This window comes from Kitasatospora sp. NPDC001175, from assembly GCF_053598215.1.
Genome location: NZ_JBSFJU010000045.1, coordinates 1 through 25,216, shown reverse-complemented (window position 1 = coordinate 25,216; position 25,216 = coordinate 1). Strand labels below are relative to the sequence as shown.

Here is a 25,216-nt window from a genome sequence, read left to right as displayed (position 1 = left end):
TCTCAGCCTCCTTGAGGACCTCCAACGGCCCGGGGCGGCGTCGAAGGCGGTACCCGCGCATTGGCGATCGAGTACGGAGGTCCACCAGGCAACTGGGGAAGCCACACCGGAAGCCGCTCCACGGGCCGAAGCCGGTGGCTTGCCCTGCGTCGCCACGACGCGTGACCGGTCCTGTCACGGTTCGGTGGTTCCGTCGACTTGCTCGCGGAGGAGGTCGGCGTGGCCGCTGTGCCGCGCGTACTCCTCGGCACCCGCCACATCCACCAGGTCGGCGACGCACGGCTGCCCAGCGAAGCCGTCTTCGTCCCCGCCGCCGGAGCGAGCCGCGAGGACGACGGCTACCTCCTCACCGTGACCTCCGACCTCAAGCAGGACTCCTCCCAGCTCCTCGTCCTCGACGCCTCCGACCTACCGGATCGCCGCCGTCCAACTGCCCCGCCGTGTCACCGCCGGCATCCACGGCTCCTGGATCCCCGACACCGCCCTCGACCGGAACTGAACGGCCCGGCTACCTTCGTCCTCAAGGAGAGTGTGTTTTGAGGCGGTTGCTGTTCCCCGGTGACGCCGAGTTCTGGTACGAGGCGCTCCGGTCGTTCGGCCACATCGCCTACGGTGGCGCGGACTTCGGTGAAGTGGTCTCGACCAGCCAGCGGATCGTCGAAGGCGACTACGACAGCTGGCACGATGAGTGGTTGGCCACGGCCGACCGGGTGTCAGGCGAGGCCGCGCGGGACTTGGCGGCAGGCCACCCGGTGAGTGCCCGGGACGGGTTCCTGCGGGCCTCGAACTACTACCGATCGGCGGAGTTCTTCCTGCACGGCGATCCCCGCGACCCCCGGCACGACCACGCCTACGACCGTAGCGTGGAGTGCTTCCAAGCCGCGGCGGCGCTGTTCACCCCCCGCGTGGAACCGGTCCGGATCCCCTACGAGGGCACCACACTGCCCGGTTACCTGTACCGCGCCGACACCTCCGGCACCCCGCGACCGACCGTGGTCATGCACAACGGATTCGACGGTACAGCCGAGGAGATGCACTTCTTCGGGGCCCTGGCCGGCGTCGAGCGCGGTTACACCGTGTTGGTCTTCGACGGCCCGGGCCAGCCCGGACCACGTCACCGCGAAGGCCTCGTCTTCCGCCCGGACTGGGAGAACGTCGTAGGCCCCGTACTGGACTTCGCGCTGAAGCTGCCCGAAGTCGACGGGCAGCGCATCGCACTGCTCGGCAACAGCATGGGCGGCCTACTCGCCCCTCGGGCGGCGGCGTTCGAGCACCGTCTGGCCGCGGTGGTCGCCCTCGACGGCGTCTATGACCTCGGCCCCGCGGTCACCAGGAGCATCCCCGGTGAGCGGACGGAGGTGGAACGACGGCTGCGCGCAGAGGCCGATCCGCAACTCGACGCCCTTCTGGACCACATGATGGCCACCGACCCGGTCATGCGCTGGGCGGTCAACCACGGCATGTACGTCATGGGCGCCCCGACCCCCCGCGCGTTCGGCGCCGCCTACCTCGCCTACCACCTCCGCGACGGCATCGCCGCACGGATCGAATGTCCCGCCCTGGTCTGCGAGGCCGCCGGGGACCTGTTCTTCGCCGGACAGGCCCGGCAGCTCTACGACGAGCTGACCTGCCCCAAGACCCTGCTCGAGTTCACCGCGGACGAAGGCGCCGACGCGCACTGCCAAGCCGGCGCCCAGAAACTCGCACTCGCCCGCATCTACAACTGGCTCGACGACACCCTCCGACACCGCGAGGGCGCGTCCGCGCCGGCGTAGACGCATCACGCGGTGCCACCGCCACCGCCGTGCCGCCGGCTTGCGGCGCCGCGGCGGCAGGGAATGTGACGCACGACACCGGAACTCCCTCCCGGGTGCCGGACAGTCCACAGGAGTGACCACAGATATGCGAACCCGGGTACGGGCCGGGGATCCGAATGTCTTCGCGGAGCTGTTCGACCTCTACGCCCGAACCGTCTACAACCACGCCTTCCGCCTGACCGCCGACTGGTCGGTCGCGGAGGACGTCATGTCGGCGACGTTCATGGAGGCATGGCGGCTGCGAGGCAAGGTGGCCCCCGAAGGAGGTTCGCTGCGGCCTTGGCTGCTGGGTATCGCCACCAATCTCGCCCGCAACCACTGCCGCAGCAACCGGCGTTACCGTGCCGCCGCCGCCGCGGCGCTCGCCGCGGCGGGACCGTCGATTGCCCAAGTGCCGGACCACGCCGAGGAAGTGGCCGGCCAGGTGGACGACCGACGCCGGATCGCCGCCGCGCTCACCGCCATGAGCTCGCTGCGCCGCACCGAGCGCGAGGTCCTGGCCCTGTGCCTGTGGGAGGGCCTCGAGTACGCCGACGCCGCCGAGGCCCTCGGCATCCCGCTCGGTACCGTCCGCTCCCGGCTCTCCCGCGCCCGTACGAAGCTGCGCAAGCTCGCCGATGCGGAACTCGTGGCGGACAGACGGGAACCCGCCCGCCGCTCCCGACAGATACATGGCGACCGCGCGACCGCGGTCCGGTCCGCACAGGAAGGAATCCGATGAACGCCAGCCCCTCCCAGCCGCACCCGGCTGACTGGCAGGAGACCCAAGGGCTCCTGCCGGCCGTGGAGTGGGATCTGCCGGCGGGCCGCCACCAGTTCCACAAGGAGCACCTGATGGCCCGGATCCACCACGACCTCGACAACTCCGCCTCCAGCCCCGCCCCGACCCGCACCGCCAAGCCGCGCAACCGGTTCCTGCGCCGCGGGATCGTCCTGCCGGTGGCGGCGTGCGCCCTGGCGGGCGCGGTCGCCACCGGGGTCCTGCTGTCCGGCAGCTCGGGCGGCGGCGCCACTTTGGCCGCCGGCCCCGCGCTGACCACCCGGATCGGCACCGCCGATGCGCACGGAGTCACCCAGCTCCTGGACCAGATCTCCCTGGCCGCCCAGGAGGCCCCCGTCCCGCAGCCGAGTGCCGGCCAGTTCATCTACATCGAGGCGAAGACCGCCAACACCTACGTGCGGACGGACGGGGGCAAGAGCTCGGTGGTCAGCGCTCCGCTGCACACCCGCCAGATGTGGCAGTCGCTCGACGGCCACAAGGGCTGGCTGATCGATCCGGGCAACATCGACGGCACGTCCCTGGACTCGAAGGTCGAGCCGTACCTCAACGCGCCGTCGTACAACTACCTGGCCACCCTGCCCACCGACCCCGACACCCTGCTGAAGAAGATCTACACGGAGACCAAGGGCCACGGGCCCGGCCCGGACGCGGAGGCGTTCACCACGATCGGCGACCTGCTCATCCAGAGCTACCCGCCCGGGAACCTCTCGGCCGCGCTCTACAAGGCCGCCGCCAAGATCCCCGGTGTGGTCAAGGTCGACGACGCGGTCGACGCCGTGGGCCGTCACGGCGTCGCGGTGGCCCTGCTGAACGAGACCAGCGGCCAGCGCACCGAGTGGATCTTCGACAACAAGTCGTTCACCTTCCTCGGCGAGCGCACCGTCCAGGTCCAGGGCGCCTCCGGCGAGCACGGCCTGATCAAGCCCGGCACGGTCGTCAGCACCGAAGCCGTCACGCAGCGCGCGATCGTCAGCGCCATGAAGCAGACCCCCTCCCACACCACCTGAACGATCCAGGCGGCAAGGAGCACTTGACCCGGGAGCCGCAGGTTTACCACTGTCGTTCCGACTTCGGACCGAGGTCCTTAAAGGAGCAGCTCGAAGGCCGTATCCGTTCTGACGGATGCGGCCTTCCGCCGTTCTCGGGGGTCCCTCACCCGTGGCGACGCCTCGGCCGGTCGCGTGCTGCTGTAGCCGGCCGAGGCGTCGCCACCCGGTGCGGGCCCGGGTGCCGGGGTGGTCAGACCTCCCGGGGCGCCGTGGTGACGGTCAAGGTGAAGACCGGCGCGCCGTCCTGGGTGGCGCCGACCTCCACCTGGCACCGGCCCGGACCGGCGGACGGGCCGGGCTCGGCCGTCACCAGGCAGGGCCGGTCGAACTCGACGTACCGCAGGAACGTGGTGTCGAACGCGACCGCCACCACGGGGTGGTCGACCACGGCCTGGGCCGCCTGGGCCGCGGCCTCCAGCAGCACCATGCCCGGAACGTGGTCGTGCGGGTGGTCGAACAGGACCCGGTGGCCGACGTCCAGGCGCAGCCGCCACCGGTGCGCGGAGTCGGTCGGCGTGAGGACGACGTCCCCTTCGCTGCCGCGACCCACCCGGGGGGCGGGGACGGGCGGACCGGGCGGCAGGGCCCGGGCGAACGCCTCCCGGGCGTCCGCGTAGCGGCCGCGCAGCCGGTCGTACACGGCGGGCGGGTGGGTGCTGTAGTGCACCTCGGCCTCGCCGAGCTGCAGCCCGGCACGGGTGGCCTCGACGTGCGAGACGAACTGGGCGGAGCCGAGCCGCCGGTGCCGCACGAGCGAGTGCCGGACCAGCAGGTCGACCTCGGACGGACCGTCGGCCACCCGGAGTGCCGCGGGGTTCACGGCGATCCGGATGCGTTCCATCCCGAGGCGGTGGCCCAGCGGGACGTGGTGCACGCCGCTGGTCAGCAGGGCCAGCGCCTGTCGCGCGGTCTCGGTGAACAGCAGCGGGCTGTAGCGTCCGTCCTCGGCGTAGAAGGCGTGTGCGTGCGGCCATCGCGCGGTGACCCGCTGCGCGCCGTCCGGCAGCTGCCGCCAGCCGGTGACCAGGGCCTCGGCCGGGACGGACTTGCGGACCAGGGACGGTACGTCGGAAGGCGGCGGATCGACGGTGGTTCTTTGGTGGGTGATGGTCGGACTCGTTGCCATGGCGAATCTCCCCCCAGGAAGGTGAGCAGGCGGAGGCACCCGGCTGGCGCCCGGCCTGCTGTCGTGAATAAAATAAAGAGCTTTTTTCTTTTCGTATAGATGAGCGAAGGTGAACGATGGCGCAACGGGTCGTCAAGCAGGAGCGGGCCGAGCGGACGCGTGCCGCGCTGATCCGGGCTGCGGCGGAGGTGTTCGGCGAACTGGGCTTCCAGGGCGCCAGCGTGGTGAAGATCGCCGACCGGGCGGGTGTGACGCTGGGGGCCATGTACTTCCACTTCCGGAACAAGGACGACCTGGCGCGCGAGATCGTCTCCGCACAGCCGGAGCTCGTGGTTCCGCCGCAGCCCTCGCAGGGCCTGCAGCGCGTGGTGGACGTGACCCTCACCTGGGCGTACCAGCTCCGCGACGATCCGATGCTGCGGGCGGGGGCGCGGCTGGTGTGGGAGCAGGACCAGTTCCTCCCGCCGGAGGAGAACTCCCACCAGCAGTGGACCCGGATCATCGTCGACGAGCTCCGTACGGCCAAGAGCCGGCGGGAGCTGCGGGCTGGGACGGATGCCGACGCGCTCGCCCGGGTGTTGGTCAACTCCTGTACCGGTGCCCAGATGCACTCCGCCATCGAAACCGGTCACCGGGACCTGCCGCAGCGGATCGAGGAGATCTGGCGCTGCCTGCTGCCGGGCATCGCCACGCCGAGCGCGACCAAGCGGATCGAGCTGGGCGAGGCTCGCGTGAAGGTGTGAAGGTATTGTGAACTCGTTGGCGCGATGGAAAGATCCCCGTGCTTCGCCCATATGGCGGAGCGTCAGTGACTGGGCTGGTCGAGAGGGGAATCCGATGAGACGCCGCCTGGGGCTACTGCACGACAAGACGGTCATGATCACTGGAGCTTCGAGCGGGATCGGCGCGGCGGCCGCCCGGCTGTTCGCCGACGAGGGGGCGGCGGTGGTGCTGATGGCCCGCCGCGAGGAGTACCTGCGCAAACTCGCCGACGAGATACGGGCCGAGGGCGGCCGGGCCGTGGTGGCGGCGGGGGACGTCACCGCACCGGCGGACGTCGAGCGGGCCGTCGACACCGTCGTGGCGGCCTACGGCCGGCTGGACGCGGCGTTCAACAACGCCGGCTGGGGCGCGATCGGGGCCGAGCTGCACGCGACGGACCACGCCGTCTTCGACCGGATCATGGACGTCAACGTCCGCGGCGTGTGGAACTGCCTGAAGCACCAGCTGCCGGTGATGCTGCGGCAGGGCTCCGGCGGTGCCATCGTGAACACCTCAAGCACCGCGGGGCTGTTCGCCACCGGGGCGGTCTCCCCGTACGTCGCGGCGAAGCACGCCGTCCTCGGTCTGACCCGGGCCGCCGCGTCCGAGTACGGGCAGCGGGGCATCAGGATCAACGCGCTGATGGTCGGGGCGACCCGTACCGAACTGCTGGAGGAGGCCATGCTCCAGCTGCCGCAGCTGGAGCAGGCCGCGGCGGCCCGGGCGATCCAGCGGCGCCTCGCGGAGCCCAGTGAGGTGGCGCGCGCCGCGGCCTGGCTGCTCAGCGATCAGGCCTCGTTCGTCACCGGTGGCGCCGTCCCGGTCGACGGCGGCTGCACTGCGATCTGACGCGAACAGGGGGTTGTGAACGTGACGTGACGTAGCGTCAGGAATGGCTTTCCGTCGCGAGCCCACGCAGGGCGATCTCCCAGATCCGGGCGAGCGTCCCGGCGGTCCGGTCATCCAGTGCGTCCGGCCGGCCGGCCTGCCGCCGGGCCCGGTCTTCTGCTCCGAGGAGCAGGTAGTCGGCCAGGGTGGCGAGGACGGTCCGGTCCGCCGCCGGGCCCGACCGGCCCGCACCCGTGCGCCCCAGGTGTTCCTGGATCACCGGCGCCCAGGTGGCGGACCAGTCGGGCCCCACCCCGGGCTGCTCCCTGGCCAGCCGGGCCGCGGCGCGCACGGCGACGTCCTGCTCCAGCAGTTCGGCGAGGGCCACGGTCAGCGAGACCACCGACCGCACCGGGTCCTCCCGGCGCTCCGCCACCCGGCCCACCACGGCGAGGGTGGCGGCCTGGCCCTCCGCCCGAACCTCGGCCGCGAGGTCCTGCTTGCTCCGGAAGTGGAAGGTCAGCGCCCCCATGGAGATCCCGGCGGACCTGGTGATGTCGGCCAGGGACGATCCCGCGTACCCGTTGCGGTCGAACTCCCGCGCGGCGGCGCAGATCAAGTCCTGGCGCGTCCGGGCGGCCCTCTCCTGCATCACATGATCCTCCCCTGTCGGCGGCGATGGCGCCGTGATCTGTTGTCCATCCGACGTTAGCTCGCATGACCGCTGACGACAAAAATAAAAGTTACTATTATTTAGGTGGGACGATACGTGGCATACGAGGGGGAGCGATGACTCAACTCGACCAAGCCGCCGGGGCGTTGGCGGTCCGGGTCCTTGTCGTGGAGGATGACGCGACCGAGGCCGAGACCCGGGTGCGCGACCTACGTCGGCAGGGCTACTCCGCCCGGAGCGTCGACACCGGCGCGGAGGCGCTGATGGCCCACCAGCAGTCGGACCTGGTCCTGCTCGACCTGGACCTGCCGGACATCGACGGCCTGGAGGTCTGCCGGCAGATCCGCGAGGCCGGGGACAAGCCGATCATCTCGGTGACCGCGCGCGACACCGAACTGGACCGGATCCTCGCGCTACAGGCCGGCGCGGACGACTGCGTCGTCACCTCCTGCAGCCCGCGGGAGATGACCGCCCGGATCAGGGCCCTGCTGCGCCGGGCCTACCCGCGGTCGGACCCGGCCCGCACCATCGTCCTCGATCCGCTGCGGATCGACAACCGCACCCGGGAGGTCCGCCTGCGCGGCGAGCCGGTGAGCCTCACCGCGAAGGAGTTCGAGCTGCTGCACGTCCTGGCGGCGAGCCCGGAGAGCGTGCTGTCCCGGAAGGAGCTGATGGCCCGGGTGTGGGACACCGACTGGTCGGACTCGAGTCGGACCATCGACACGCACGTGAGCGGGCTCCGGGCGAAGCTCGGCAGCACCTGGATCATCACGGTGCGCGGGGTGGGCTACCGCATCGGCCACGGGTGACCGGCCCCGCCCCGTCGCGAGGCGGGGACGCGGCCGGAACGCGACGCGGCCCCTGATGGCCAGCGGTTTCGGTCACCGCTGTGCACCAGGGGCCGTTCCTCGTACGGGCGCCGGGCCGCGCCCGTTCTCCGGGCGCCGGCCGGCCGTGGGTCAGAGCGCTCCCGGACGCTTGGCCGGGAAGGCGTGCGCGCGGGCGCCGACCACGACCAGGAGCACCGGCGCCAGCAGTGCCAGGACGAACCAGGGGAAGGACGTCGGGCCGAGGGCGTCGAGGATGATGCCGCCGGCCGCGCCGCCGCCGGCCATGAAGGAGTTCCAGGTGGTCACCAGCAGGGCCTGGCCGCGGTCGCCGCCCGCGTCGGTCACCGCGGTCTGCAGCAGGGTCGCGACGCCGCCCCAGCCGAGCCCCCACAGCACCATCGCGAGGTAGACCACGGCGGCGTTGTCGGCGAGCAGTCCGAGTAGGACGGCGGCCACGATGAACAGGGCGGTGCTGGCGATGGTCAGCGTCCGCAGTCGGCGGTCGACCAGGGCACCGGTGATCCAGATGCTCACCATCGAGGCGATGCCGAAGATCAGCAGCACCAGGTCACGCGAGCCGCCCATGTGGTACTTGTCGAGGAAGGTCGCGATGTAGGTGTACAGGATGTTGTGCGCCAGGACGTACGCGGCGACCACGAACAGCACCGCCACCACACCGGGCAGGCGCAGCCCGCCCAGGATCGGCTCCCGCTTGTCCGCCCGCTGGCCGGGGTAGTCCGGGACGGATGCCATGATCCAGACCACCAGGGCGACGGAGACGACGGTCACCAGGCCGAAGGTCAGCCGCCAGCCGAAGACCTTGCCGAGGAACGTGCCGATCGGGATGCCCAGGGAGAGTGCGAGCGGGATGCCGGCCATGGTGATCGCGATCGCCCGGCCCTGGAGCTGTGGTGGTGCCAGGCGGCGCGCGTACCCGACCAGTTCGGCCCACACCACGGCCGCGGCCACGCCGGCGACCAGCCGGAAGGCCATGGTCAGCGTGTACGCGGACGAGACTGCGGTGACCGTGTTGGCGATGGCGAACGCCACCACCGCGACCACCAGGAGCTTGCGGCGGCGCCATGCCGCCGTGGCCATGGCCACCGGGATCGCCGAGAGTCCGGTGGCGATCGCGTAGATGGTCAGCGACTGCCCGGCCGCGGACTCGCTGACCGAGAGGTCGCGGGCCATCTCCGGGAGCACGCCCGCGGGCAGCGCCTCGGTCAGGATGCCCATGAAGGCGGCGGTGGCGAGTGCCAGCAGCGGCGACCAGGGCAGCCTGCCGCCCTCCGGTGCGGCGGGAGCCTCAACGAGCGTTTCTGTCTGAGAAGTTGACATGCTGTTATCCTCGAACCCTCACATAGGTGTGAATGTCAAGCGGTTGGACATGAGGTGGGTCACATGCGGATCGGGGAGCTGTCCGAGTGCACCGGAACCCCGCGCAGGCTGCTGCGCTACTACGAGGAGCAGGGGCTGCTCGTGGCCGACCGCTCCCCGAACGGCTATCGCGACTACGACGAGCGCTGCGTCGACCGGGTGCTGCAGATCAGGGGGCTGCTCGAATCGGGCCTGTCGACCCGGATCATCAAGCAGATCCTGCCGTGCCTCGGCGGCCGTCTGATCCACGTGACCGGCGCCAGCGACGAGACGATCGCCACCCTGGAGCGCGAGCGGGACCGGATGCGGCAGCGCATCGAGTGCCTGACCCGCAGTCAGGAGGCCATCTCCGGTTACCTCGACGCCGTGCTCCGGCACCGGCGGCCTGCCACCGGGCGGGCGGCCGGTACCATCGCGGAGCCGTCCTACGACCTGGCCGCGACGGCCTGACCGTACCGGACGGGGTTCGCCAGGACGACGCCGTGGCTGGTCACGTCGATGACCAGCCGGTCGCCGTCCTCGATCCGGAACCCGTCGTGGTAGCTGGCCTTGTCGGCGCCCAGCAGCAGGTAGTTCACCAGCCCGGGCCGGCGCAGCAGCGGGTACGAGAACAGGTGCTCCGCCATGTCCGGCACCCGGTGGTACAGGGAGTCGGCGCCGCAGGAGAAGTCCCCCGACCAGGCGGCGGCCCCGTCACGCTGGACGGTGACCCGGCCGGTCACCGTCCGGGGCGGCTCGTCGAGGAACAGCCACGGGGTGAGGGAGGTCTCGCAGAGCTTGGCGTACGGCGTCCAGGCCCACTTGTTCCGCAGGTGCAGGCCGATGTCGTTCAGGTCGTTGCCGAAGGTGTAGCCGGCGTAGTGCGGGTTTCCGTCCTCGTCGTTGACGTAGACCAGCGCGACCTCGGGCTCCTCCAGCAGCCAGACCGGAGCGGCGGGGGTGACCAGCGGTTCGTCCGGCATCCGCAGCCAGGAGCCGAAGCCCTTGAGGTAGTAGTTGGGCGGGGTGAACTCCTCGTCCGGCGCCGGATCGCGGTCGAACTTGGAGCGGTGCGTGCCCATGAAGCCGTTGACCAGGGAGTTGTTGGTCGCGGTGGGCAGCAGCGGGGGGAGGTAGCGCAGTTCGGGGTCGTCCGCGTGCACCGAGACGGTCTCGGCCCCGCCGCCCGCCTCCCCGGTCACGGCCGCGGCGACGGCCTGCGTCCCGCCGGCGATGACGGCGGCCCTCAGCTGCCCCTCGGCCACCCGGTAGAGGGTGTGCGGTTCACCGGGGGCGGGGAGGCCGAGGCCCGCGTACCGCAGGCCCTTGTACTCGCACTCGAAGACGATGGTCATGAGAGGGCTCCTAGGGAGGAGGGGGACTGGTCGGACACCAGGTGGGCCAGGGTTCTCGTGATGTGGTCCAGACAGGCTCCGATCCAGGGGAGTCGGAGGGGGTCCGGGGCGGACAGGGCTTCGGAGCGCTCGGCGTCGGTCTCGCCGTAGAGCCGGCTGGTCGCGGCTCTGATCCGTAGCGAGCGTTCGTCCTCGCCGAAGGCACTGCCCGGCAGCAGGCCGACTCCGTGGCGCTCCGCCAGCAGTTCGGCCAACTCGCGGCCGTTGCCCACCTGGTGGACCCGGGCGAGCCGGTCCCGGAGCGGTTCGAAGTCGGGGTAGAGGTAGCAGGTGGCCCGGACCGGCGCGAGTGTGGCGCCGGCGGCGGTGAACCGCCGGGCCACCGCGCGGGCCACCACCTCGTGCAGCCGCTTGGCGGCAGCGACGTAGGCGACCACCTCGGGCGGCTCCTCGAAGGCGTAGGCCGCTGCGGCCTGCACCGGGGCCGCCACGCTGGACCAGATCTGGCTGGCCGCGCCGACCAGCCGGGCCCAGAGCCCGAGCCCGAGCGGGCTGTCCGGGAGCCGGGCGACACCCGTGCGCCAGCCGCCGAGTGCCAGGTTCTTGGTCAGGCCGGTGGTGACGACCGTCCGCTCGGGCGCGAAGACGGCGGGGGAGAAGGCCCGGTCGGCCGGGTCGAAGACCAGGTCGCAGTAGATCTCGTCGGAGACGACGACCAGGTCCAGCTCCCGTGCCGCGCGCGCCAGTTCCCGGACGGTGGCGGGGGTGGCGACGGTGCCGGTGGGGTTGTCGGGCAGGGTGACCACCACGCACCGCGGGTTCAGGCCCGCGGACCGGGCGCGCCCCACCGCCGCCCGCAGCAGCGCCGGATCGGGTACCCCGCCCTCCCCGGGCCGGCCGGGTACCGGGATGACCCGGGCCCCGGCCAGCCGGGCCTGCGCCGGGTAGCTGACCCAGCTCGGCACCGGCACCACCACGTCGCCGCCGATGGCGAGCACCAGGGCGAACAGCAGCGGCTTGCTGCCCGGGCCGCAGACCACCAGCTCGGGGTCGGTGTCCAGGCCCCGCCGCCGCCAGTAGCCGGCGGCCGCGGAGCGCAGCTCCGGGCTGCCGGCGACGGGGCCGTAGGCGTTGCGGTCCGCCGCCGCGGCCAGCCTCTCCCGCAGGACCGGCAGGACCGGGAGGCCGACCTCACCGCTGGCCAGGGACAGGACCTGCTCCCCGGCGAGGCGCCGGCGGGCCAGTGCGTCGTCGGCGGCGAGGGTCGCCGACATGGTCACCGGTGCGGGGTCGGACATGGTGCTCCTCCAGGGGGTACGGGCTGAGCGGAAGCGGCGCGGTCGGGGCGGCGGACGGCGGCGGCGGGTCGGGTCAGGCTCCGGCGTAGCGCTCCCGGAGCTCGACCTTGCGGACCTTGCCGGTCAGGGTCTTGGGCAGGGCGTCGACCACTTCCAGCCGCTCCGGGAGGAACCGGGGGGCCTGGCCGTGGTCGAGCAGGTGGGCGCGGATGTCCGCCAGCGTGGGCCGGGCCCCGCCGCGGGGGACGACGACCGCCAGGATCGGGTCGTCCACCTGCCCGGTGGGGCCGACCAGGGCGGCCTCGGTGACCGCCGGGTGCCGGGAGATGATCGCCTCCAGTTCGGCCATCGGGACGACCGCCCCGTCGCGCAGGATGGTGTCCCTGGCGCGACCCAGGATGCGGATGCCGTTGCGGCCGTCCTCCCGGGCCACGTCCCCGGTGTCGAACCAGCCGTCCTCGGTGAGCTCGGCGTCGAAGGCGTCCTGCTGCTTGTAGTAGCCGAGCGCCTGGGACGCGCCGCGCACCCGCAGCCGGCCCACCGGGGCCCGCTTGCTGGGGTCGTGGCACAGGTCGATGCGGATCTCCATGGAGTCGATCGGCCGGCCGTGGCTGTGTGCCGCCCAGTCCTGGTTGTAGTCCAGCCGGCTGATGGTGACGGGACCGAACTCGGACATGCCCCACACCGAGTACGTGCGGGCGTCGAAGGTGTCGCGCAGCTCGTCCACCAGCTCCTGGAGCACCGGCGCCGCACCGGTGATGGTGTGGCGCAGGCTGGACACGTCGTGCGGATCGCGCTGCTGGGCGGAGGCGACGCCGGACAGGGTCGGCGGCGGCCCGTACAGCACGGTGGCGCCGTACCGCTCGACCAGGTCCAGCAGGCCGACGTGGTCCGGACCGTCCTGGAAGGCGATCGTCCCGCCGAGCATCACCCCGGCGAGGATGCCCTGGCCGAAGCCGGAGTAGTGCACCAGGGGAGTGGTGACCGCGACCACCAGGTCGTCGCAGAGCAGAAAGGTGTCCACGTAGCCGCGCACGCCCGAGTGCACGGTGTTCTGGCTGTGCACCACGCCCTTGGAGAATCCGGTCGTGCCGGACGTGAACAGCACCACGAACGGCTCGTCGGGCCGGAGCTGGCGGCCCTCCAGGTCGCCCATGCGCTCCTTCTCCCAGTGCGCGGAGACGAAGTGGTCGTGGAAGTCGATCGCGTCTTCGGGAGCGTGACCGTCGACCACCACCACGTGCTCCAGCGGAAGTTCGCCCCGCAGCGCGTTCACCGTCCCGGCGAGCGGGTAGCCCTCCCACTCCGGCACGGTGATGCACACCCGGGCCCCGGTGAGCGAGAGCCGGTGGCGCAGCTCCTCCTCCTGGCAGACCGGCGCGATGGGGCAGATGACCGCGCCGACCGCCATGCAGGCGAACATCAGCGGCACCATCTCCCACCGGTTGGGCAGCTGTACGGCGACCACGTCGCCCCGTTCGACGCCCAGTTCCAGCAGGGCCCCGGCGAACCGGTCGGCCAGCCGGGACAGTTCGGCGTAGTCGAGGGTGTCGGTGCGGGCCCCGTCCAGGCGCCGTCCGGCGATGGCCAGCTTGCGCGGCCGCAGCCGGGCCTGCCGGCGCAGGTCGTCGAGGAAGGTCTCGTCGCGCCACCAGCCGCGCCGCCGGTACTCGGCCAGGCGGTCCGCGGCCGAGGTGGTGGCCGCCTTGGCGGCCGGGCTCACCGGAGCTCCTGCCGTCGGGCCGCGAGCAGCTCGGGCAGCGGGTCGCCCGCGCGGGAGGCGGCGATCTCCAGCAGGTCCCGGGTGTTGCGGCGGACCTTGTCGGCGACCCAGTCGAAGACCCACGCCTTTCGCGCGTGCGCCGGCAGTTCGAACGGGACGACCCGGGTGACGGCCAGGGCCGCCGAGCCGGCGCCGCCGATGTTCGCGATGACGCCCGGGACCAGGGTGACGCCCGCGGCGGCCGCCTTCTCCTTCGCCTCGGCGCTGGAGGCGAGGTTGGCGCCCTCGACCACCAGGCCGGCGCGCAGCCGGTGGGTGTTCTCGGCGTTGAGCGCGTACTTCTGGGCGGCGAGGACCAGCAGGTCGGCGTCGACGTCGAGCCAGGCGTCCGGCGCGGTGTCCACGGTGACGTGCTGCGGTAGCCGGGAGTGGTCGATGTGGCCGAACTCGTCGGTGATGGCGGCCAGGTCGGAGACCGGCAGCCGGTCCGCGCGGACGGTGCCCTGCACGTCGGCGACGCCGACGACGATGTGCCCGCGCTCCTCCAGGAACCGCGCGACCGCGCGGCCCACCGCGCCGAAGCCCTGGATGACGACCCGGGCGGGCTCGGTGCGGCCGCCCGCCTCCAGCGCGGTGAGCGCGGCGACGCCGACGCCGTGGCCGGTGCAGTCGATCAGCGGCTCGTAGTACGTCCGCCAGTCGACGGGCATGTCCGGCGCGCCCAGCCGGTAGCGCGGGTCGTAGCCGGCCTCCTCGAAGAACACCGCGCGGTCGGCGGGGGTGACGCCCATGTCGATGCCCAGGTGGATGCCGCCGTGCAGCAGCGGCTTGACGGTGCGGCCGAAGGTGCGGAAGGTCTGCTCGCGGTCGCTGCCGTCGGAGACGATGCCGGCCTTGGCACCGCCGATGCGCAGGCCGGCCAGGGTGAACTTCTCGGTCATGTCGCGGGCGAGGCCGGCCACCTCCTCCTCGGTGACGCCCGGGGTCATCCGGGTGCCGCCCATCGCCAGCCCGTCGACGAGGCTGTCGACGACCACCCATCCCTTGACGCTGCCGCCGCTGCCGCCCAGGTGGACGGTGAACGCGGGCTGCTGCGGTCCTTCCAGATCGGTCATGTTCAAGTCCTCCAGTGCGTGAGGTGGTTGGTGCTGCGGGGCGCGGTCACCGGTAGAGCTCGGCGAAGCCGCGCAGGATCTCCAGGCCGTCGCGGCGGAACTCCAGGTGGGCCTGCGAGCCGAGGATCCGGCCGTCCTCGGAGCGCAGGAACTCCACCGGCGCGTGCTCGGAGCGCCCGATCGAGCGGAAGCCCTCCGGAGCCTCCTGCAGGTAGAGGGTGTGGCGGTGGAAGACCGTCACGGTGGGCTTCACGTACGCGAAGAGCGGCTCCTCGGTGTCGACCCGCACATCGAATCCGCCGACCCGCTGCGGCCCCTCGGCCAGCCGGCCGCCGGCCGAGACAGCGAGGATCTGCATGCCGCCGCAGATGCCGAACACCGGGACGTCGGCGCCCATGACCAGGTCGACCAGTGGCCGGTAGAAGTCGTGGTCCCAGGCCCGGACCTTGGTGCCGCTCAGGACGATCGCCTGGTGGCGGCCGTCGAGCCGGGCGGGTACCGACGCCGCGTCGGCCACGTCCGTGTCCGAGCCCAACTCCTCGAATCGGGACCGGAGTTGTTTCAGGGATAGGGTTCCGTTGTTGACGACGAGCACACGGGATCGCGCCATGTGCGTACTCCTCACGTTCGCGTGACGACGGTGCCGGTACGGGCGGCGAGCAGCTCGGTGACCGGCGCGCTGCCGATCACGACCTGCCCGACACCCCGGTCCAGGGCCTCGCCCGCGGCCCGCAGCTTCTTGCGCATGCCGCCCTTGGCGCCCCGGTCGCGGAACTCGGCCGCGGCCTCGGCGGTGATCCGGTGCACCGGCTCGCCGTCGATCAGCAGATGCGTGACATCGGTGACCAGCACCAGATCGGCGGCTCCGGTGGCCCCGGCGACGGCGGCGGCGGCCCGGTCGGCGTCGGTGTTCACCTCCTGCCCGGCGGCGTTGCGGGCCAGCGGCGTGACCAGGTGGCACCTGCCGGGCCGCAGGTCCGCCAGCGGGCCCGGGTCCACCCCGGTGATCGGCCCGACCAGGTTCTCCCGCTCGACCAGCTGCTTGTCCTGCCACCACCAGCGCTCGCCCTCACCCGCGCTGACCAGGCCGTCGCTGCCGACCAGGCGCTCGGTGCCGATGCCCCGCGCTTCGAGCAGGCCGATGACCTGCTCGGCCAGTTCGGCGCTGACCCGCTTGATGTCTGCGATCACCTGCGGGGTGGTCCACCGGCTCTGGTTGCCGTAGCGGTCCCGCAGGATCGCCGACGGTTCGGAGTACTCCGGCCGCAGCTCCCTGAGCGGCTTGGACCAGCCGTGCACGAGGACGAGCGGATGGTCGCGCCCGTGCTCGGCCAGGTCGTCCCACCACGCCTCGGACATGGCGTGCAGGGTGGAGCCGCCCAGCTTGACCACCGTGGGTGCCGCGGCGCTCATGCCGGCATCACCGGCTGCATCGTCAGCCCCGTCTCCTCCGGCAGCGAGAACCGCTTGTTGATCGCCTGCACGGCCTGGCCGGCGGCGCCCTTGACCAGGTTGTCCAGGGCGGCCAGCACGACGATCCGCCCGCCCTCCGGGTCGTGCAGGACGGTCACGTCGCAGTAGTTGGAGCCCAGCACCGCCTGCGGGTCGGGCACCGGGATGAGCGTCTCGTCGTGCCGGCGGACCCGCACGAAGTGGTGCCCCTTGTAGAAGCGCAGGTAGGCGCGCTGCAGGGTGCGGGTGTCCACCTCGTCGTCGGTGAACACGTAGGAGCTGGCCATCAGCCCCCGCACGTGCGACACCCCGTACGCCGACATGCTCAGCGAGCCGATCCGCCCGGGCTTGCCCCGGTCCAGGAAGTCGCGCACCTCCGCCGCGTGGCGGTGCCCCACCGGCGCGTACGGCGCGATCGCTCCGTTGCGCAGCGGATGCAGGTCCGCCGTGCGCAGCTGCAGGCCGCCGCCGCTGGAGCCGCTCTTGCCGTCCACCACCACGGTCCTCAGGTCGAGGCCGAGGGAGAGCACCAGCGGGGCGAGCCCCAGGGTGATCGCGGTGGCGTAGCAGCCGGGCAGGGAGATCAGCGCGGCGTCGACGAGCTGGCCGCCGACGAGCTCCGGCACGCCGTAGACGAACCGGTCGGCCAGCCCGTCCGGGCGCGGCACACCCGGGTACCAGCGGTCGTGGAGCTCGGGGGTGCGGATCCGGAAGGCGCCGCTCAGGTCGATGACGCACGGGACGCGGTCGGCCAGCCGTACCGCGAGCTCGGCCGAGACGGGCGCCGGCGTCGCCAGCAGGACGACGTCGCAGCGGTCCGACAGGTCCTCGGGGACCGGCTCGACCACCAGGCCGAGGTCCAGCCGCAGGCCCGGGTGGAGCTCGGCCGGGCGCCGCCCGGCGCTGGACGCGCCGCCCAGGAAGGTCAGCTCCAGCTCGGGGTGCTGGGTCACCAGTCTGATCAGTTCGCCGCCGGCGAGCCCGGAGGCGCCGACCACTCCGACGCGGATCATCCGACGACCTCCCTCAGGTAGCGGGCGACGGCCGTGGCGACGTCCGCCCCGGTCGCCGAGGCCACCGCCTTGAAGGCCGGCGCGTGGTTGACCTCGTTGACGAGGTAGCCGTCGGGCGTGTTGAACAGGTCGATGCCGTAGATGCCCTCGCCGAGTTCGTCCACCACACTGTCGACGATCTTCAGCACCTCGGGGTCGTGCTCCATGGCGCGGTGGCGGTTGCCCAGGGCCGCGTTGCTGCGCCAGTCGGTCCCGGCGCTCTCGAACTCGGCGGCCGCGACCAGCTCCCGGCCGGCGACGAAGCAGCGGATCGAGGAGCCGCCGCTCAGGTAGGGCTCGATCAGGCAGGCCTGCTCGAAGCCGTGCCCGAGGTCCTCGACGTAGTCGTAGACGGACGGGGCCGTGTCGGCGGTGCGCAGCAGCGCCACCCGCTTGCCCATGCCGCCGAAGACGGGCTTCAGCACCACGGGCATCGACAGCTCGGCGAGCGCCTTGTCGAAGTCCTTCCGGGACAGGACGAGCCGGAAGTCGGGCACCGGCACACCCGCGCTGCGCAGCACCGCGCGCAGGGACAGCTTGTTCTCGCAGACGCGGATGGCCGAGGCCGAGTTCAAGGTGGGTATCCGCGCCGCCTCCGCGAGGGTGGCGACCAGGCCGCCCCGGGTGTAGCTGCGGCTGCGGACGAGGACGGCGTCGTAGCCGTTGAGCGGCGCCTGCTCGGGGTGGCCGAGGCAGAGCGACTCGTCGTTGACCCAGTCGATGCGCAGCCCCAGGCCCGGGGCGACGTCGATCAGCCGGCGCTCCTCCCAGCCGATCCGGTCCGCGATGATGGCGATGGTCCGGTCCATGGGATCACTGGCCCCAGTCGCGGAGCTGGACCTCGACCATCTGGAGCGAGAGCTCTCCGCCTCGGACGTCGTCCACCCGGAGCGTCAGCATGCACTCGGGGCAGGAGAGGGTCTCGCCCTGCACCATGGGCGGGGTGGTCAGATCGGTCTCGCACTCGGGGCAGGAACCGGTGAGCGTGTCGGTGGGCACGGGTGTCCTCCAGGGTTTCCGGTTGGGGTGTCGGCGGGTTGACGTGCGGGCGGTTCGGGGGGCGGCGGTCGTTCGGGCGGCCAGGTCTGCGGGGGCACCGGATCAGCGGGACTGGAAGTCGACGGCGGCCTTGCGGACGGCGTCCCGGTCGAGCAGGCGTCCGCCGCTCTCCTGGCGCGCGGTCAGCCAGTCGGTGAAGGCGTCGACGTCGACCTCGATGCCCGAATCGTCGAGGGCCCAGCCGACGAGGGCGGGCGTCAGGCGGGTACGCACGCGCAACTCCCGGCTGTTCCCGACGACTTCGGCGGGCAGGGTCTCGTAGGCCTCCGGGTGGCTGAGCTGGCCGGGCAGCTCGTAGGCGAAGGCGTGCGGGGTGGTGGGGCCGGACTGGAAGGCATCGCCGAGCTGCGCCCCGTGCAGGGCGAGCCGGCTCAGCTCGGTGAGGTGGGTCAGGTCGAAGCGGGTGTCGCCGTAGACGACGCGCAGCGAGGTGAGCAGTTCGGCCAGCGGGGCGTTGCCGCCGCGCTCGCCGATGCCGCCGACCGTGGCGGAGATCCAGGCCGCGCCGGCCCGGTAGGCGGCCAGCGAGTTGGCTACCGCCATGCCCAGCATGTTGTGTGAGTGGATCTCGATCTCGGACCCGTCGATCGCGGTGAGGTTCCCGATCACCTCCTCCATCTGCCAGGGCGACAGACAGGCGACGGTCTCCGCGAGCCGGAAGCGGTCGGCGCCGGCCGCGAAGCCCGCCGTGACGTAGGGGACGAGCCGCCTCTTCGGGGTGCGGGCGCCGTCCTCGCCGCTGAACGTGACGTGGAAGCCGTGGTCCTTGGCCAGGCCGATGGCGGTACGGGCCAGCGCGTTGAGGTACTTGAGACTCGGCGAGCCGAGTTTGAGCTTCGCGTGCTGCTCGGACGTCGGGATCGAGAACATGACGTACCGGACGCCCAGCCGCTTGGCCTCGTCCAGGGCCTTCGCGACCTGGTGGCGGTCACGGACCATGACCAGGGACATGCTGCGCTCCGGGCCGATCGCCTCGTGGGTGGCGGTGATCAGGTCGGCGTCCTTGGACGAGAGGCCGGAGATCATCCCCACCTCGACCAGTTCCACCCCGGTGCGCACCAACAGCTTCGCGATGCGGGCGGCGTCCCTGGGGCCGAACTCCACGCCGGCCATGTGCGCGGAGTCCCGCAGGGTCGCGTCGGACAGGCGGGGCAGTGGCTGGGGCAGGGCGCTCTGGTGCTCTGTTACTGACATGGCGTTCCCTCCGTTTCCCGGAGTCGGGTTCCTTTTTCCCGCTGAGAAACATGCTGGGTGATTCACCGGCGGAGGTGCAATGATTTCTTCGTCAGGGCTTTGTCAGGGACTGTCAGGGACCGTTGTGTCTCGGCAATGACCTGTGCCTGAAAGGTAGTTGACTGTGCTGCACGGGCCATGGATTGTTGCGCGCGGACAATTTTCGGGCCAGTCGGTCGGCAATCAGCGCAGAGCTCGCTACGGTGTTCGAGAATTCCTGGGAATCGAGCCCCGGAAAAAGGAGAGAAGGGGATCTGAATGGTTTTTCCGAATTCTCCGACCGACCACGGCCCGGACGGCTTCGAGCCGGCCTGGGCCGAGCGTGCCCGCAGCCTCGCGGAGCGGGTGGTGCGGCCCACCGCGGCCGGCCGCGACCGCGCCGGCCGTTGGGACCACGCACTCTTCGCCGAGCTGGCCGCCGACCGCCCCGGGCCCGGCCTCGCCGGGCCGCTGGTACCGCGCGCGCTCGGCGGCACAGGCCTGTCCGCCGCCCAGACCTGCGCCCTCCTGGAAGGGCTGGGCGAGGGAGCCCGCGATCCCGGGTTCGCCCTCGCGGTCGGCGCGCACTCGGTGCTCGCCACCGTGCCGATCCGGGCGTTCGGCAGCGCCGGGCAGCGCGAGCGCTACTTGCCCCGGATGGCCTCGGGCGAGTGGCTGGGCTCGGTGTCGCTGCACCAGACCCGGGGCGCCGCCGCCGACCCCGCCGTGGCGGCCCGGCCCGCCGGTGACGGAAGCGGCGGCTGGGTGCTCGGCGGCGACCTCGACCTGGTCGTCGGTGCCCCGGTGGCCCACCACTTCCTGGTCGTCGCCGGGCACCACGGTGGCCGGACGGCGTTCCTGGTGGACGCCACCACGCCCGGCCTGCGGATCGCCGAGGCCGGCCCGGAGGCGATGCCCACCTGCAGCTGGGGCCGCCTCGTCCTGGACGACTGCGCGCTCCCGCAGGAGGCCGTGCTGGGCACGGTCGGCGGCGCCCCGGACGAGGTGGAGCCGCTGCTGGCGGCGCTGGACTGGGTCTTCACCAGTGCGCCCTGGCTCGGTCTGCTGCGCGCCCTGACCCGGGACGCCCTCGACGGCGCCCGGGACCGCCGGCTCTTCGGCCGGCCGCTGACCCACTCCCAGTCCGCGCGCTTCGCCCTGGCGGACCTGGCCACCCAGTGCGAGCTGGCCGCCGGGCTGCTGTACCGGGCGGCGGCCCAGTTCGACGCCGGGCGTCCCTCGCTCGCCGACGCGGCCGCCGTCCGGCTCTTCGTGGCGTCCGCCGCCCGCGCGGTCACCGAGGGAGCGGCGCGCCTGGCCGGGCCGCCGTCCGCCACCGGCGACCGGCTCATCGAACGGACGCACCGCGACGCGCTGTTCTTCGCCGAGACCGGCGGCGTCGACGTGCTGCACCCGGTGATCGCGGCATCCGTGCTGGAACTCGGCTGAGTGTGAAGGGGAGACCGACATGAACGGACGTCACACGACCGTCACCGCGTTCGACTTCTCCGGTATCGCGGTGCGAGCCGCCGAGACCGACGCGACGGCCCGAATACCGAGCCAGAACTGGAAGGACCTGGTCGACAGCGGCTACCTGCGGCTGTTCTCACCGCGGGAGATCGGCGGCCTCGGAGCGGATCCGCTCACCCAGACCGCGGCCATGGAGGCCCTCGCCCGGGCCTGCCCCGGCACCTACTGGTCGGCGACCGTGTCCGCGCTGCTGTGCGTCAAGCTGATCTCCGCCTACGCCGATCCCCGGACGCACGATCGGCTGATCCGGCCGCTGCTCTCCGGCGAGCGGCTGGCCTGCTTCGCCGTGGCCGAGACGACCGCGGGCAGCGACTCCGGCACCATCCGCACCACGGTGCGTGCCGCCGGCCCGGGCGGTGGGTTCGTCATCCGCGGCGAGAAGTCCAGGATCACCAACGCGCCCAACGCCGATCTGGCCGTGGTGCTCGCCCGCCGGGAGCGACTCGCCGGGGACGACGGCCCCGCCTGGTGCCTCGCCTTCGTGGACCTCCACCAGCCGGGCGTCAGCCGCTACGAGATCCCGCGCATGGGGCTGCGCGGCATGCCCTGGGGCGGCCTCGTCCTCGACGACGCCCACATCGCGCCCACCGACCTGGTGCCGGTGCCGATCGAGGAGCTCGCCGAGACGATGGCGTGGGGGTGGCTGAAGAACTCCTTCGCCGCGATCGGCGTCGCGGAGTCGGCCCTGGCCGCCGCCACGCGGCACGCCCTGGAGCGGGTCTCGTTCGGCCGTCCGCTGGCGCACATGGAGGGGGTACAGGCCCAACTCGCCCAGTCCCGTGCGCAGATCGACGCCACCAGGCTGCTGGCCCGCCGGGCGGCGTGCGAGCGCGCCGCCGGCCGGTCCGCGCGGGACCTGATCGCGATGCTCAAGATCTACGCCACCGAGATGGCCGTAGAGGTCGCCGCCCGGGCCGTGCAGATCCACGGCGCGACCGGCGTGACCCACGGTCACGAGGTCGAACGGCTCTACCGGGACGCCCAGATGAACGTCATCGGCGGGTTCACGTCCAACCGGCTGCGCGAGCAGGCCGCCGAGGGGCTCGGCCTGGGGCCGGCGGTCTTCCGCGCCTTCGACTGGGTGGCACCCGCCGGTCTGGGCCACGACCCGGCGGGCCTCGACGGCTTCCCCCGCCCGGCTGCGGCCGCCTGAGAACGCGCTCGGCCGGCCGCACGCTGCTCGTGGCAGCGCTCGGCCGGCCGAGGCGCGTTCGGTGACGCCGGGAGCGCGGCGTCCGTCGACCGGGGGCTAGCGCGGCTCGTGGCCGGTTGCGCCCGGGGAGAGCGTGTTCAAGGCTTCCTTCACCCGGTCGACGTCCAGCCAGCCGTTGAACATCGGCCCCCACCAGCGCGGATGAGGCTATCGGCAGGAGCAATGCCGAACGCCCCCGGCGCGGTGACCACCGCACCGGGGCGCACGGCCGGCGCGGCTCGGATCAGCCGATCCCCTCGCCCTCTCCGCCGTTGGCCAGGTTGCCCTTCGGCAGCAGCGCGAACACCACCACCGCACTGACGAAGCTGAGCACCGCGCCCACGACCATCGCCAGGTGCATACCGCCGGTGAACGCAGACCCGGCCGACCGCACCAGATCGCTGGCCCGATCGGTACCGAGCCCGCCGGCGACGGCCTTGACCGCCCCCACCGAGTCGCGCACCTTGTCCGCCGACTCGCCCGGCAGCCCACTCAGATGCGAGGACAACCGGTCCGAGTAGACCGACGCGAGCACACTGCCGAGGATGGCGATCCCCAGTGCACCGGAGCTCTGCCGCACCCAGTGACTCGCGCCGCTCGCCACTCCGGCCAGCTCCTTCGGCACCGCGCTCAGACTCGCCGCGATCGCCTGTCCCACGTTCAGCCCGGCCCCGAACCCGGTGAACCCGAGGCTCACCCCGATGATCGTGTACGAGGACGAGGCATCTGCCGTGACCAGTGCGAGCATGCCCACCCCGACCAGCACCAACCCGATCGCGATCACCGCCCGGCTGCCGATCCGCGCGGCCAGCGGCCCGGCCAGCACGCTCGACGCCGTGAACAGCACGGCCAGAGGCACCAGCCCGAGCCCGGCGTTCAGCGGCTGGTAGCCCAGCACACCCTGCAGGTACTGGGTCAGCACGAACATGATGCCGCTGAACACGAAGAAGCTCAGCGACGTCGCCAGCGACCCCACCACGAACACCCGCAGCCGCAGCAGCCGCAGGTCCAGCACCGGGGCCTTCGCCTTCCGCTGCGACAGCACGAACACCGCGAGCAGCAGCACACCCGCCACGCCCGCGCCCACCGTCGGCACCGACGTCCAACCCCGGTGCGGCCCCTCGATCGCGGAGAACAGCAGCCCGCCCGTTCCGACGGTGGACAGCAGCACGCCAGGCAGGTCCAGGCCCCCAGGCGCCGTCTCCGGCGCCCGGTGCTTGATCAGCAACTGCGCGGCCACCGACGAGACCACCACCAGCGGGATGTTGATCAGGAAGACCGAACCCCACCAGAAATGGTTCAGCAGGTACCCGCCCAGTACCGGTCCGAGCGGAAGACCCAGCACCGTCATCGCGCTCAGCACGCCGATCGCCTTGCCCAGTTCGCCCTTGGGGAAGCTGACCGTCACCAGCGCCAGGGACGCGGGCAGAATGCCTGCCCCGCCCACACCGAGCATCGCCCGCCAGGCCACCAGCTGCGCCGTGCTGGTCGCCGTCATGCACAGCACGGACGACACGCCGAACAGGGCCAGGCACGCGATCAGCAGTCTCTTGTGCCCGAACTGGTCACCCAGCCGACCGCCGATCAGCATCAACGCCGCGAACGTCAGGATGTACGAGTCGTTGACCCAGGCGAGATCGCTCGCGGACGCCGACAGGTCGACCGCCAGGGATGGCAATGCGATGTTGACGACGGTCGCGTCCACCTCGACGATGGTCACGACCAGGCACAGTACGGCCAGCACCAGCCAGCGCCGGGGCGAGAAGCCCGCGGCGTCGTCGTTCCCTGTCGGTGCTGGGTCGCTCTGGTCCCTCGTGGAGTCCACCAGGGAGTTCGGATTGGACACCGGATTCTCTCTTTCAAGCTGGTGTGCGGTGTGAACGGACGGCCGCGGTACCGGGTGGTCGACCCGGCACCGCGGCGGGAATCACCGCTACGAGCTCCGGCCGGTGGGCCTACTCGGAGCGGGAATCCAGGGCGGCGGAGATGACGCGTCCGATCTCGGCGGCCGGGCCGGGCTGCATCATCTCGCCGTGGCTGCAGGCGACATCGACCTTGTAGACCACGCCGTCGACGTACCGGTCCCAGCTGTCCCGGCTCGGCGAGGCCTCGGTACGCCCCGTCGTGGCCGTGAACAGCAGCGCGTTCCCCTTGAACGTGCCGGGCCTGAACTGGCGCAGCAGATCGACGTTGTGGACCCAGGTGTCGACCAGGTTGCGCACCTGGTCGAGCCGCAGGAACTGGACCGCCTCGACCTGGCTGTGCATGATCTCGGCGAACCGGTCCCGGTCGAGGGACGGCAGGTCCGCCTCCTCGACCCGCAAGCCGAAGTCGTCCAACAGCAGTGCCAGCGCCTCGTTCTCGGTCACCTCCACGGTGCCGAAGGCGTATTCCTCACCCGGGTAGGTGTCGAGGATCGCGACGAACTCGACCTCCTCGCCCTGCTGTTGGAGTTCCACGGCGACCGTGTGCGTCACCAGCCCGCCGAAGGACCAGCCGAGCACGTGGTACGGGCCGGTCGGCTGGACGCTTCGCATCTGCTCGATGTAGTCCCGGGCCATGTCCTCGACACTCGCCGGCCGCAGCCCCGGGGTACCGAGGCTGCGTGCCTGGATGGCGTACAGCGGACGGTCCTTGCCGATGTTGCTGAGCAGCGCCGAGTAGGGCCAGCCGAAGCCCAGCCCCGGATGGATGCAGAACAGTGGTGACTTGTCCCCGGTGGGCCGTAGCGGCAACAGCACGTCGAACGGGTCCTTGGTCCCGCCGCTCTGGGTGAGGTGGGCGAGTTGGGTGGTGGTGGGGTTGTCGAAGAGGTCGCGGATGGTGAGGTTGGTGTTGAGGGTGGTGTTGATGCGGGTGATGAGGCGGGTGGCGAGGAGGGAGTGTCCGCCGAGGTCGAAGAAGTTGTCGGTGGTGTTGATGGTGGGGAGTTGGAGGAGGTCGGTGATGATGCCGGCGATGATTTCTTCGTGGGGGGTGCGTGGGGTGGTTGTGGTGGTGGTGGTG

Annotated in this window: 26 protein-coding genes; 10 read left to right on the top strand and 16 right to left on the bottom strand. The window is 71.9% G+C overall.

Translation table 11 applies throughout. The features are described 5' to 3' along the window. Positions 1-174 precede the first annotated feature (174 nt). Positions 175-258, bottom strand: coding sequence for a mycothiol transferase (locus ACWDAK_RS27370; RefSeq protein WP_427394189.1), 84 nt, complete (start codon positions 256-258; stop codon positions 175-177). Between ACWDAK_RS27370 and ACWDAK_RS27365 the strand changes: the two genes are divergently transcribed. The 4 genes from ACWDAK_RS27365 to ACWDAK_RS27350 all read left to right on the top strand — a co-directional run bounded on the left by ACWDAK_RS27365 (position 220) and on the right by ACWDAK_RS27350 (position 3,605). Next, positions 220-540 (top strand): carotenoid oxygenase family protein, encoded by a 321-nt coding sequence (locus ACWDAK_RS27365; protein ID WP_427394172.1) that lies wholly within the window; start codon positions 220-222, stop codon positions 538-540. The two genes, ACWDAK_RS27370 and ACWDAK_RS27365, sit on opposite strands and share 39 nt — an antisense overlap. Continuing rightward, entirely contained in the window at positions 537-1,775 is a 1,239-nt protein-coding gene (locus tag ACWDAK_RS27360; protein ID WP_427394173.1) for an alpha/beta hydrolase family protein, read from the top strand. Before ACWDAK_RS27365 ends, ACWDAK_RS27360 begins: the two co-directional genes overlap by 4 nt. A gap of 127 nt (positions 1,776-1,902) precedes the next feature. Next, positions 1,903-2,538 carry an RNA polymerase sigma factor gene (locus ACWDAK_RS27355; RefSeq protein WP_427394174.1) on the top strand — a complete coding sequence of 212 codons (636 nt, stop codon included), beginning with the start codon at positions 1,903-1,905 and terminating at the stop codon, positions 2,536-2,538. Further along, positions 2,535-3,605, top strand: coding sequence for a CU044_5270 family protein (locus ACWDAK_RS27350; RefSeq protein ID WP_344640532.1), 1,071 nt, complete (start codon positions 2,535-2,537; stop codon positions 3,603-3,605). Before ACWDAK_RS27355 ends, ACWDAK_RS27350 begins: the two co-directional genes overlap by 4 nt. Positions 3,606-3,837: 232 nt before the next feature. Here ACWDAK_RS27350 and ACWDAK_RS27345 read toward each other — a convergent pair whose 3' ends face one another. Beyond that, on the bottom strand, positions 3,838-4,773 hold the full coding sequence (locus tag ACWDAK_RS27345; RefSeq protein ID WP_344640531.1) for a ScbA/BarX family gamma-butyrolactone biosynthesis protein: 936 nt from the start codon (positions 4,771-4,773) through the stop codon (positions 3,838-3,840). A gap of 116 nt (positions 4,774-4,889) precedes the next feature. Here ACWDAK_RS27345 and ACWDAK_RS27340 point away from each other — a divergent pair, with 116 nt between their 5' ends. Then, positions 4,890-5,516, top strand: coding sequence for a ScbR family autoregulator-binding transcription factor (locus ACWDAK_RS27340; protein WP_344640530.1), 627 nt, complete (start codon positions 4,890-4,892; stop codon positions 5,514-5,516). A 94-nt stretch (positions 5,517-5,610) separates the two neighbouring features. After that, on the top strand, positions 5,611-6,384 hold the full coding sequence (locus tag ACWDAK_RS27335; RefSeq protein ID WP_344640529.1) for an SDR family NAD(P)-dependent oxidoreductase: 774 nt from the start codon (positions 5,611-5,613) through the stop codon (positions 6,382-6,384). Positions 6,385-6,421: 37 nt separating this feature from the next. Here the strand turns inward: ACWDAK_RS27335 and ACWDAK_RS27330 are convergent, their stop codons facing one another. Beyond that, positions 6,422-7,015: a TetR family transcriptional regulator gene (locus ACWDAK_RS27330; RefSeq protein WP_427394175.1), complete on the bottom strand. Its 594-nt coding sequence runs from the start codon at positions 7,013-7,015 to the stop codon at positions 6,422-6,424. Between the two features lie 137 nt (positions 7,016-7,152). On the opposite strand from ACWDAK_RS27330, the gene ACWDAK_RS27325 reads away from it, so the two are divergent. Beyond that, a complete protein-coding gene (locus ACWDAK_RS27325; RefSeq protein ID WP_427394176.1) occupies positions 7,153-7,845 on the top strand; it encodes a response regulator transcription factor in 693 nt (230 codons plus the stop codon). Positions 7,846-7,995: 150 nt separating this feature from the next. On the opposite strand, the gene ACWDAK_RS27320 is transcribed toward ACWDAK_RS27325, so the two are convergent. After that, positions 7,996-9,204 (bottom strand): MFS transporter, encoded by a 1,209-nt coding sequence (locus tag ACWDAK_RS27320; RefSeq protein ID WP_427394177.1) that lies wholly within the window; start codon positions 9,202-9,204, stop codon positions 7,996-7,998. 63 nt (positions 9,205-9,267) lie between these two features. On the opposite strand from ACWDAK_RS27320, the gene ACWDAK_RS27315 reads away from it, so the two are divergent. Next, complete coding sequence (locus tag ACWDAK_RS27315; RefSeq protein WP_427394178.1) at positions 9,268-9,693, top strand: MerR family transcriptional regulator; 426 nt, start codon at positions 9,268-9,270, stop codon at positions 9,691-9,693. On the opposite strand, the gene ACWDAK_RS27310 is transcribed toward ACWDAK_RS27315, so the two are convergent. From ACWDAK_RS27310 to ACWDAK_RS27265, 10 genes are all read right to left on the bottom strand, one after another. Beyond that, a complete protein-coding gene (locus tag ACWDAK_RS27310) occupies positions 9,669-10,577 on the bottom strand; it encodes a fumarylacetoacetate (FAA) hydrolase (RefSeq protein WP_427394179.1) in 909 nt (302 codons plus the stop codon). The genes ACWDAK_RS27315 and ACWDAK_RS27310 overlap by 25 nt on opposite strands. Continuing rightward, a complete protein-coding gene (locus ACWDAK_RS27305; protein WP_344640523.1) occupies positions 10,574-11,875 on the bottom strand; it encodes a pyridoxal phosphate-dependent aminotransferase in 1,302 nt (433 codons plus the stop codon). The genes ACWDAK_RS27310 and ACWDAK_RS27305 overlap by 4 nt, the downstream gene beginning before the upstream one ends. Positions 11,876-11,948: 73 nt before the next feature. Continuing rightward, positions 11,949-13,598, bottom strand: coding sequence for an AMP-binding protein (locus ACWDAK_RS27300; RefSeq protein ID WP_427394180.1), 1,650 nt, complete (start codon positions 13,596-13,598; stop codon positions 11,949-11,951). Further along, positions 13,595-14,713 (bottom strand): Glu/Leu/Phe/Val dehydrogenase dimerization domain-containing protein, encoded by a 1,119-nt coding sequence (locus ACWDAK_RS27295; protein ID WP_427394181.1) that lies wholly within the window; start codon positions 14,711-14,713, stop codon positions 13,595-13,597. The genes ACWDAK_RS27300 and ACWDAK_RS27295 overlap by 4 nt, the downstream gene beginning before the upstream one ends. Positions 14,714-14,759: 46 nt before the next feature. Next, complete coding sequence (locus ACWDAK_RS27290; RefSeq protein WP_344640520.1) at positions 14,760-15,323, bottom strand: type 1 glutamine amidotransferase; 564 nt, start codon at positions 15,321-15,323, stop codon at positions 14,760-14,762. 11 nt (positions 15,324-15,334) lie between these two features. Continuing rightward, on the bottom strand, positions 15,335-16,126 hold the full coding sequence (locus tag ACWDAK_RS27285; RefSeq protein WP_427394182.1) for an amino acid kinase family protein: 792 nt from the start codon (positions 16,124-16,126) through the stop codon (positions 15,335-15,337). After that, positions 16,123-17,178, bottom strand: coding sequence for an N-acetyl-gamma-glutamyl-phosphate reductase (argC, locus tag ACWDAK_RS27280; RefSeq protein ID WP_427394183.1), 1,056 nt, complete (start codon positions 17,176-17,178; stop codon positions 16,123-16,125). Before argC ends, ACWDAK_RS27285 begins: the two co-directional genes overlap by 4 nt. Continuing rightward, positions 17,175-18,026, bottom strand: coding sequence for an ATP-grasp domain-containing protein (locus ACWDAK_RS27275; protein WP_344640517.1), 852 nt, complete (start codon positions 18,024-18,026; stop codon positions 17,175-17,177). The genes argC and ACWDAK_RS27275 overlap by 4 nt, the downstream gene beginning before the upstream one ends. A 4-nt stretch (positions 18,027-18,030) precedes the next feature. Beyond that, positions 18,031-18,216 (bottom strand): lysine biosynthesis protein LysW, encoded by a 186-nt coding sequence (locus tag ACWDAK_RS27270; protein ID WP_344640516.1) that lies wholly within the window; start codon positions 18,214-18,216, stop codon positions 18,031-18,033. A 102-nt stretch (positions 18,217-18,318) separates the two neighbouring features. After that, positions 18,319-19,470 carry an isopropylmalate synthase gene (locus tag ACWDAK_RS27265; protein ID WP_427394184.1) on the bottom strand — a complete coding sequence of 384 codons (1,152 nt, stop codon included), beginning with the start codon at positions 19,468-19,470 and terminating at the stop codon, positions 18,319-18,321. Positions 19,471-19,767: 297 nt separating this feature from the next. Between ACWDAK_RS27265 and ACWDAK_RS27260 the strand changes: the two genes are divergently transcribed. Further along, on the top strand, positions 19,768-20,937 hold the full coding sequence (locus ACWDAK_RS27260) for an acyl-CoA dehydrogenase family protein (RefSeq protein ID WP_427394185.1): 1,170 nt from the start codon (positions 19,768-19,770) through the stop codon (positions 20,935-20,937). 19 nt (positions 20,938-20,956) lie between these two features. Then, entirely contained in the window at positions 20,957-22,171 is a 1,215-nt protein-coding gene (locus ACWDAK_RS27255; protein WP_344640513.1) for an acyl-CoA dehydrogenase family protein, read from the top strand. A gap of 283 nt (positions 22,172-22,454) precedes the next feature. Here the strand turns inward: ACWDAK_RS27255 and ACWDAK_RS27250 are convergent, their stop codons facing one another. Together ACWDAK_RS27250 and ACWDAK_RS27245 are read right to left on the bottom strand one after the other, a co-directional pair. Next, positions 22,455-24,056, bottom strand: coding sequence for an MFS transporter (locus ACWDAK_RS27250; protein WP_427394186.1), 1,602 nt, complete (start codon positions 24,054-24,056; stop codon positions 22,455-22,457). 109 nt (positions 24,057-24,165) lie between these two features. Beyond that, the coding region (locus tag ACWDAK_RS27245) for a thioesterase domain-containing protein (RefSeq protein WP_449806506.1) at positions 24,166-25,216 on the bottom strand (1,051 nt) is incomplete at its 5' end.

Coding starts and splice junctions, on each gene's coding strand:
- ACWDAK_RS27355 (WP_427394174.1), top strand. CDS start 1,903: ATGCGAACCCGGGTACGGGCCGGGGATCCGAATGTCTTCGCGGAGCTG.
- ACWDAK_RS27350 (WP_344640532.1), top strand. CDS start 2,535: ATGAACGCCAGCCCCTCCCAGCCGCACCCGGCTGACTGGCAGGAGACC.
- ACWDAK_RS27345 (WP_344640531.1), bottom strand. CDS start 4,773: ATGGCAACGAGTCCGACCATCACCCACCAAAGAACCACCGTCGATCCG.
- ACWDAK_RS27340 (WP_344640530.1), top strand. CDS start 4,890: ATGGCGCAACGGGTCGTCAAGCAGGAGCGGGCCGAGCGGACGCGTGCC.
- ACWDAK_RS27335 (WP_344640529.1), top strand. CDS start 5,611: ATGAGACGCCGCCTGGGGCTACTGCACGACAAGACGGTCATGATCACT.
- ACWDAK_RS27330 (WP_427394175.1), bottom strand. CDS start 7,015: ATGCAGGAGAGGGCCGCCCGGACGCGCCAGGACTTGATCTGCGCCGCC.
- ACWDAK_RS27325 (WP_427394176.1), top strand. CDS start 7,153: ATGACTCAACTCGACCAAGCCGCCGGGGCGTTGGCGGTCCGGGTCCTT.
- ACWDAK_RS27320 (WP_427394177.1), bottom strand. CDS start 9,204: ATGTCAACTTCTCAGACAGAAACGCTCGTTGAGGCTCCCGCCGCACCG.
- ACWDAK_RS27315 (WP_427394178.1), top strand. CDS start 9,268: ATGCGGATCGGGGAGCTGTCCGAGTGCACCGGAACCCCGCGCAGGCTG.
- ACWDAK_RS27310 (WP_427394179.1), bottom strand. CDS start 10,577: ATGACCATCGTCTTCGAGTGCGAGTACAAGGGCCTGCGGTACGCGGGC.
- ACWDAK_RS27305 (WP_344640523.1), bottom strand. CDS start 11,875: ATGTCCGACCCCGCACCGGTGACCATGTCGGCGACCCTCGCCGCCGAC.
- ACWDAK_RS27295 (WP_427394181.1), bottom strand. CDS start 14,713: ATGACCGATCTGGAAGGACCGCAGCAGCCCGCGTTCACCGTCCACCTG.
- ACWDAK_RS27290 (WP_344640520.1), bottom strand. CDS start 15,323: ATGGCGCGATCCCGTGTGCTCGTCGTCAACAACGGAACCCTATCCCTG.
- ACWDAK_RS27285 (WP_427394182.1), bottom strand. CDS start 16,126: ATGAGCGCCGCGGCACCCACGGTGGTCAAGCTGGGCGGCTCCACCCTG.
- argC (WP_427394183.1), bottom strand. CDS start 17,178: ATGATCCGCGTCGGAGTGGTCGGCGCCTCCGGGCTCGCCGGCGGCGAA.
- ACWDAK_RS27275 (WP_344640517.1), bottom strand. CDS start 18,026: ATGGACCGGACCATCGCCATCATCGCGGACCGGATCGGCTGGGAGGAG.
- ACWDAK_RS27265 (WP_427394184.1), bottom strand. CDS start 19,470: ATGTCAGTAACAGAGCACCAGAGCGCCCTGCCCCAGCCACTGCCCCGC.
- ACWDAK_RS27260 (WP_427394185.1), top strand. CDS start 19,768: ATGGTTTTTCCGAATTCTCCGACCGACCACGGCCCGGACGGCTTCGAG.
- ACWDAK_RS27255 (WP_344640513.1), top strand. CDS start 20,957: ATGAACGGACGTCACACGACCGTCACCGCGTTCGACTTCTCCGGTATC.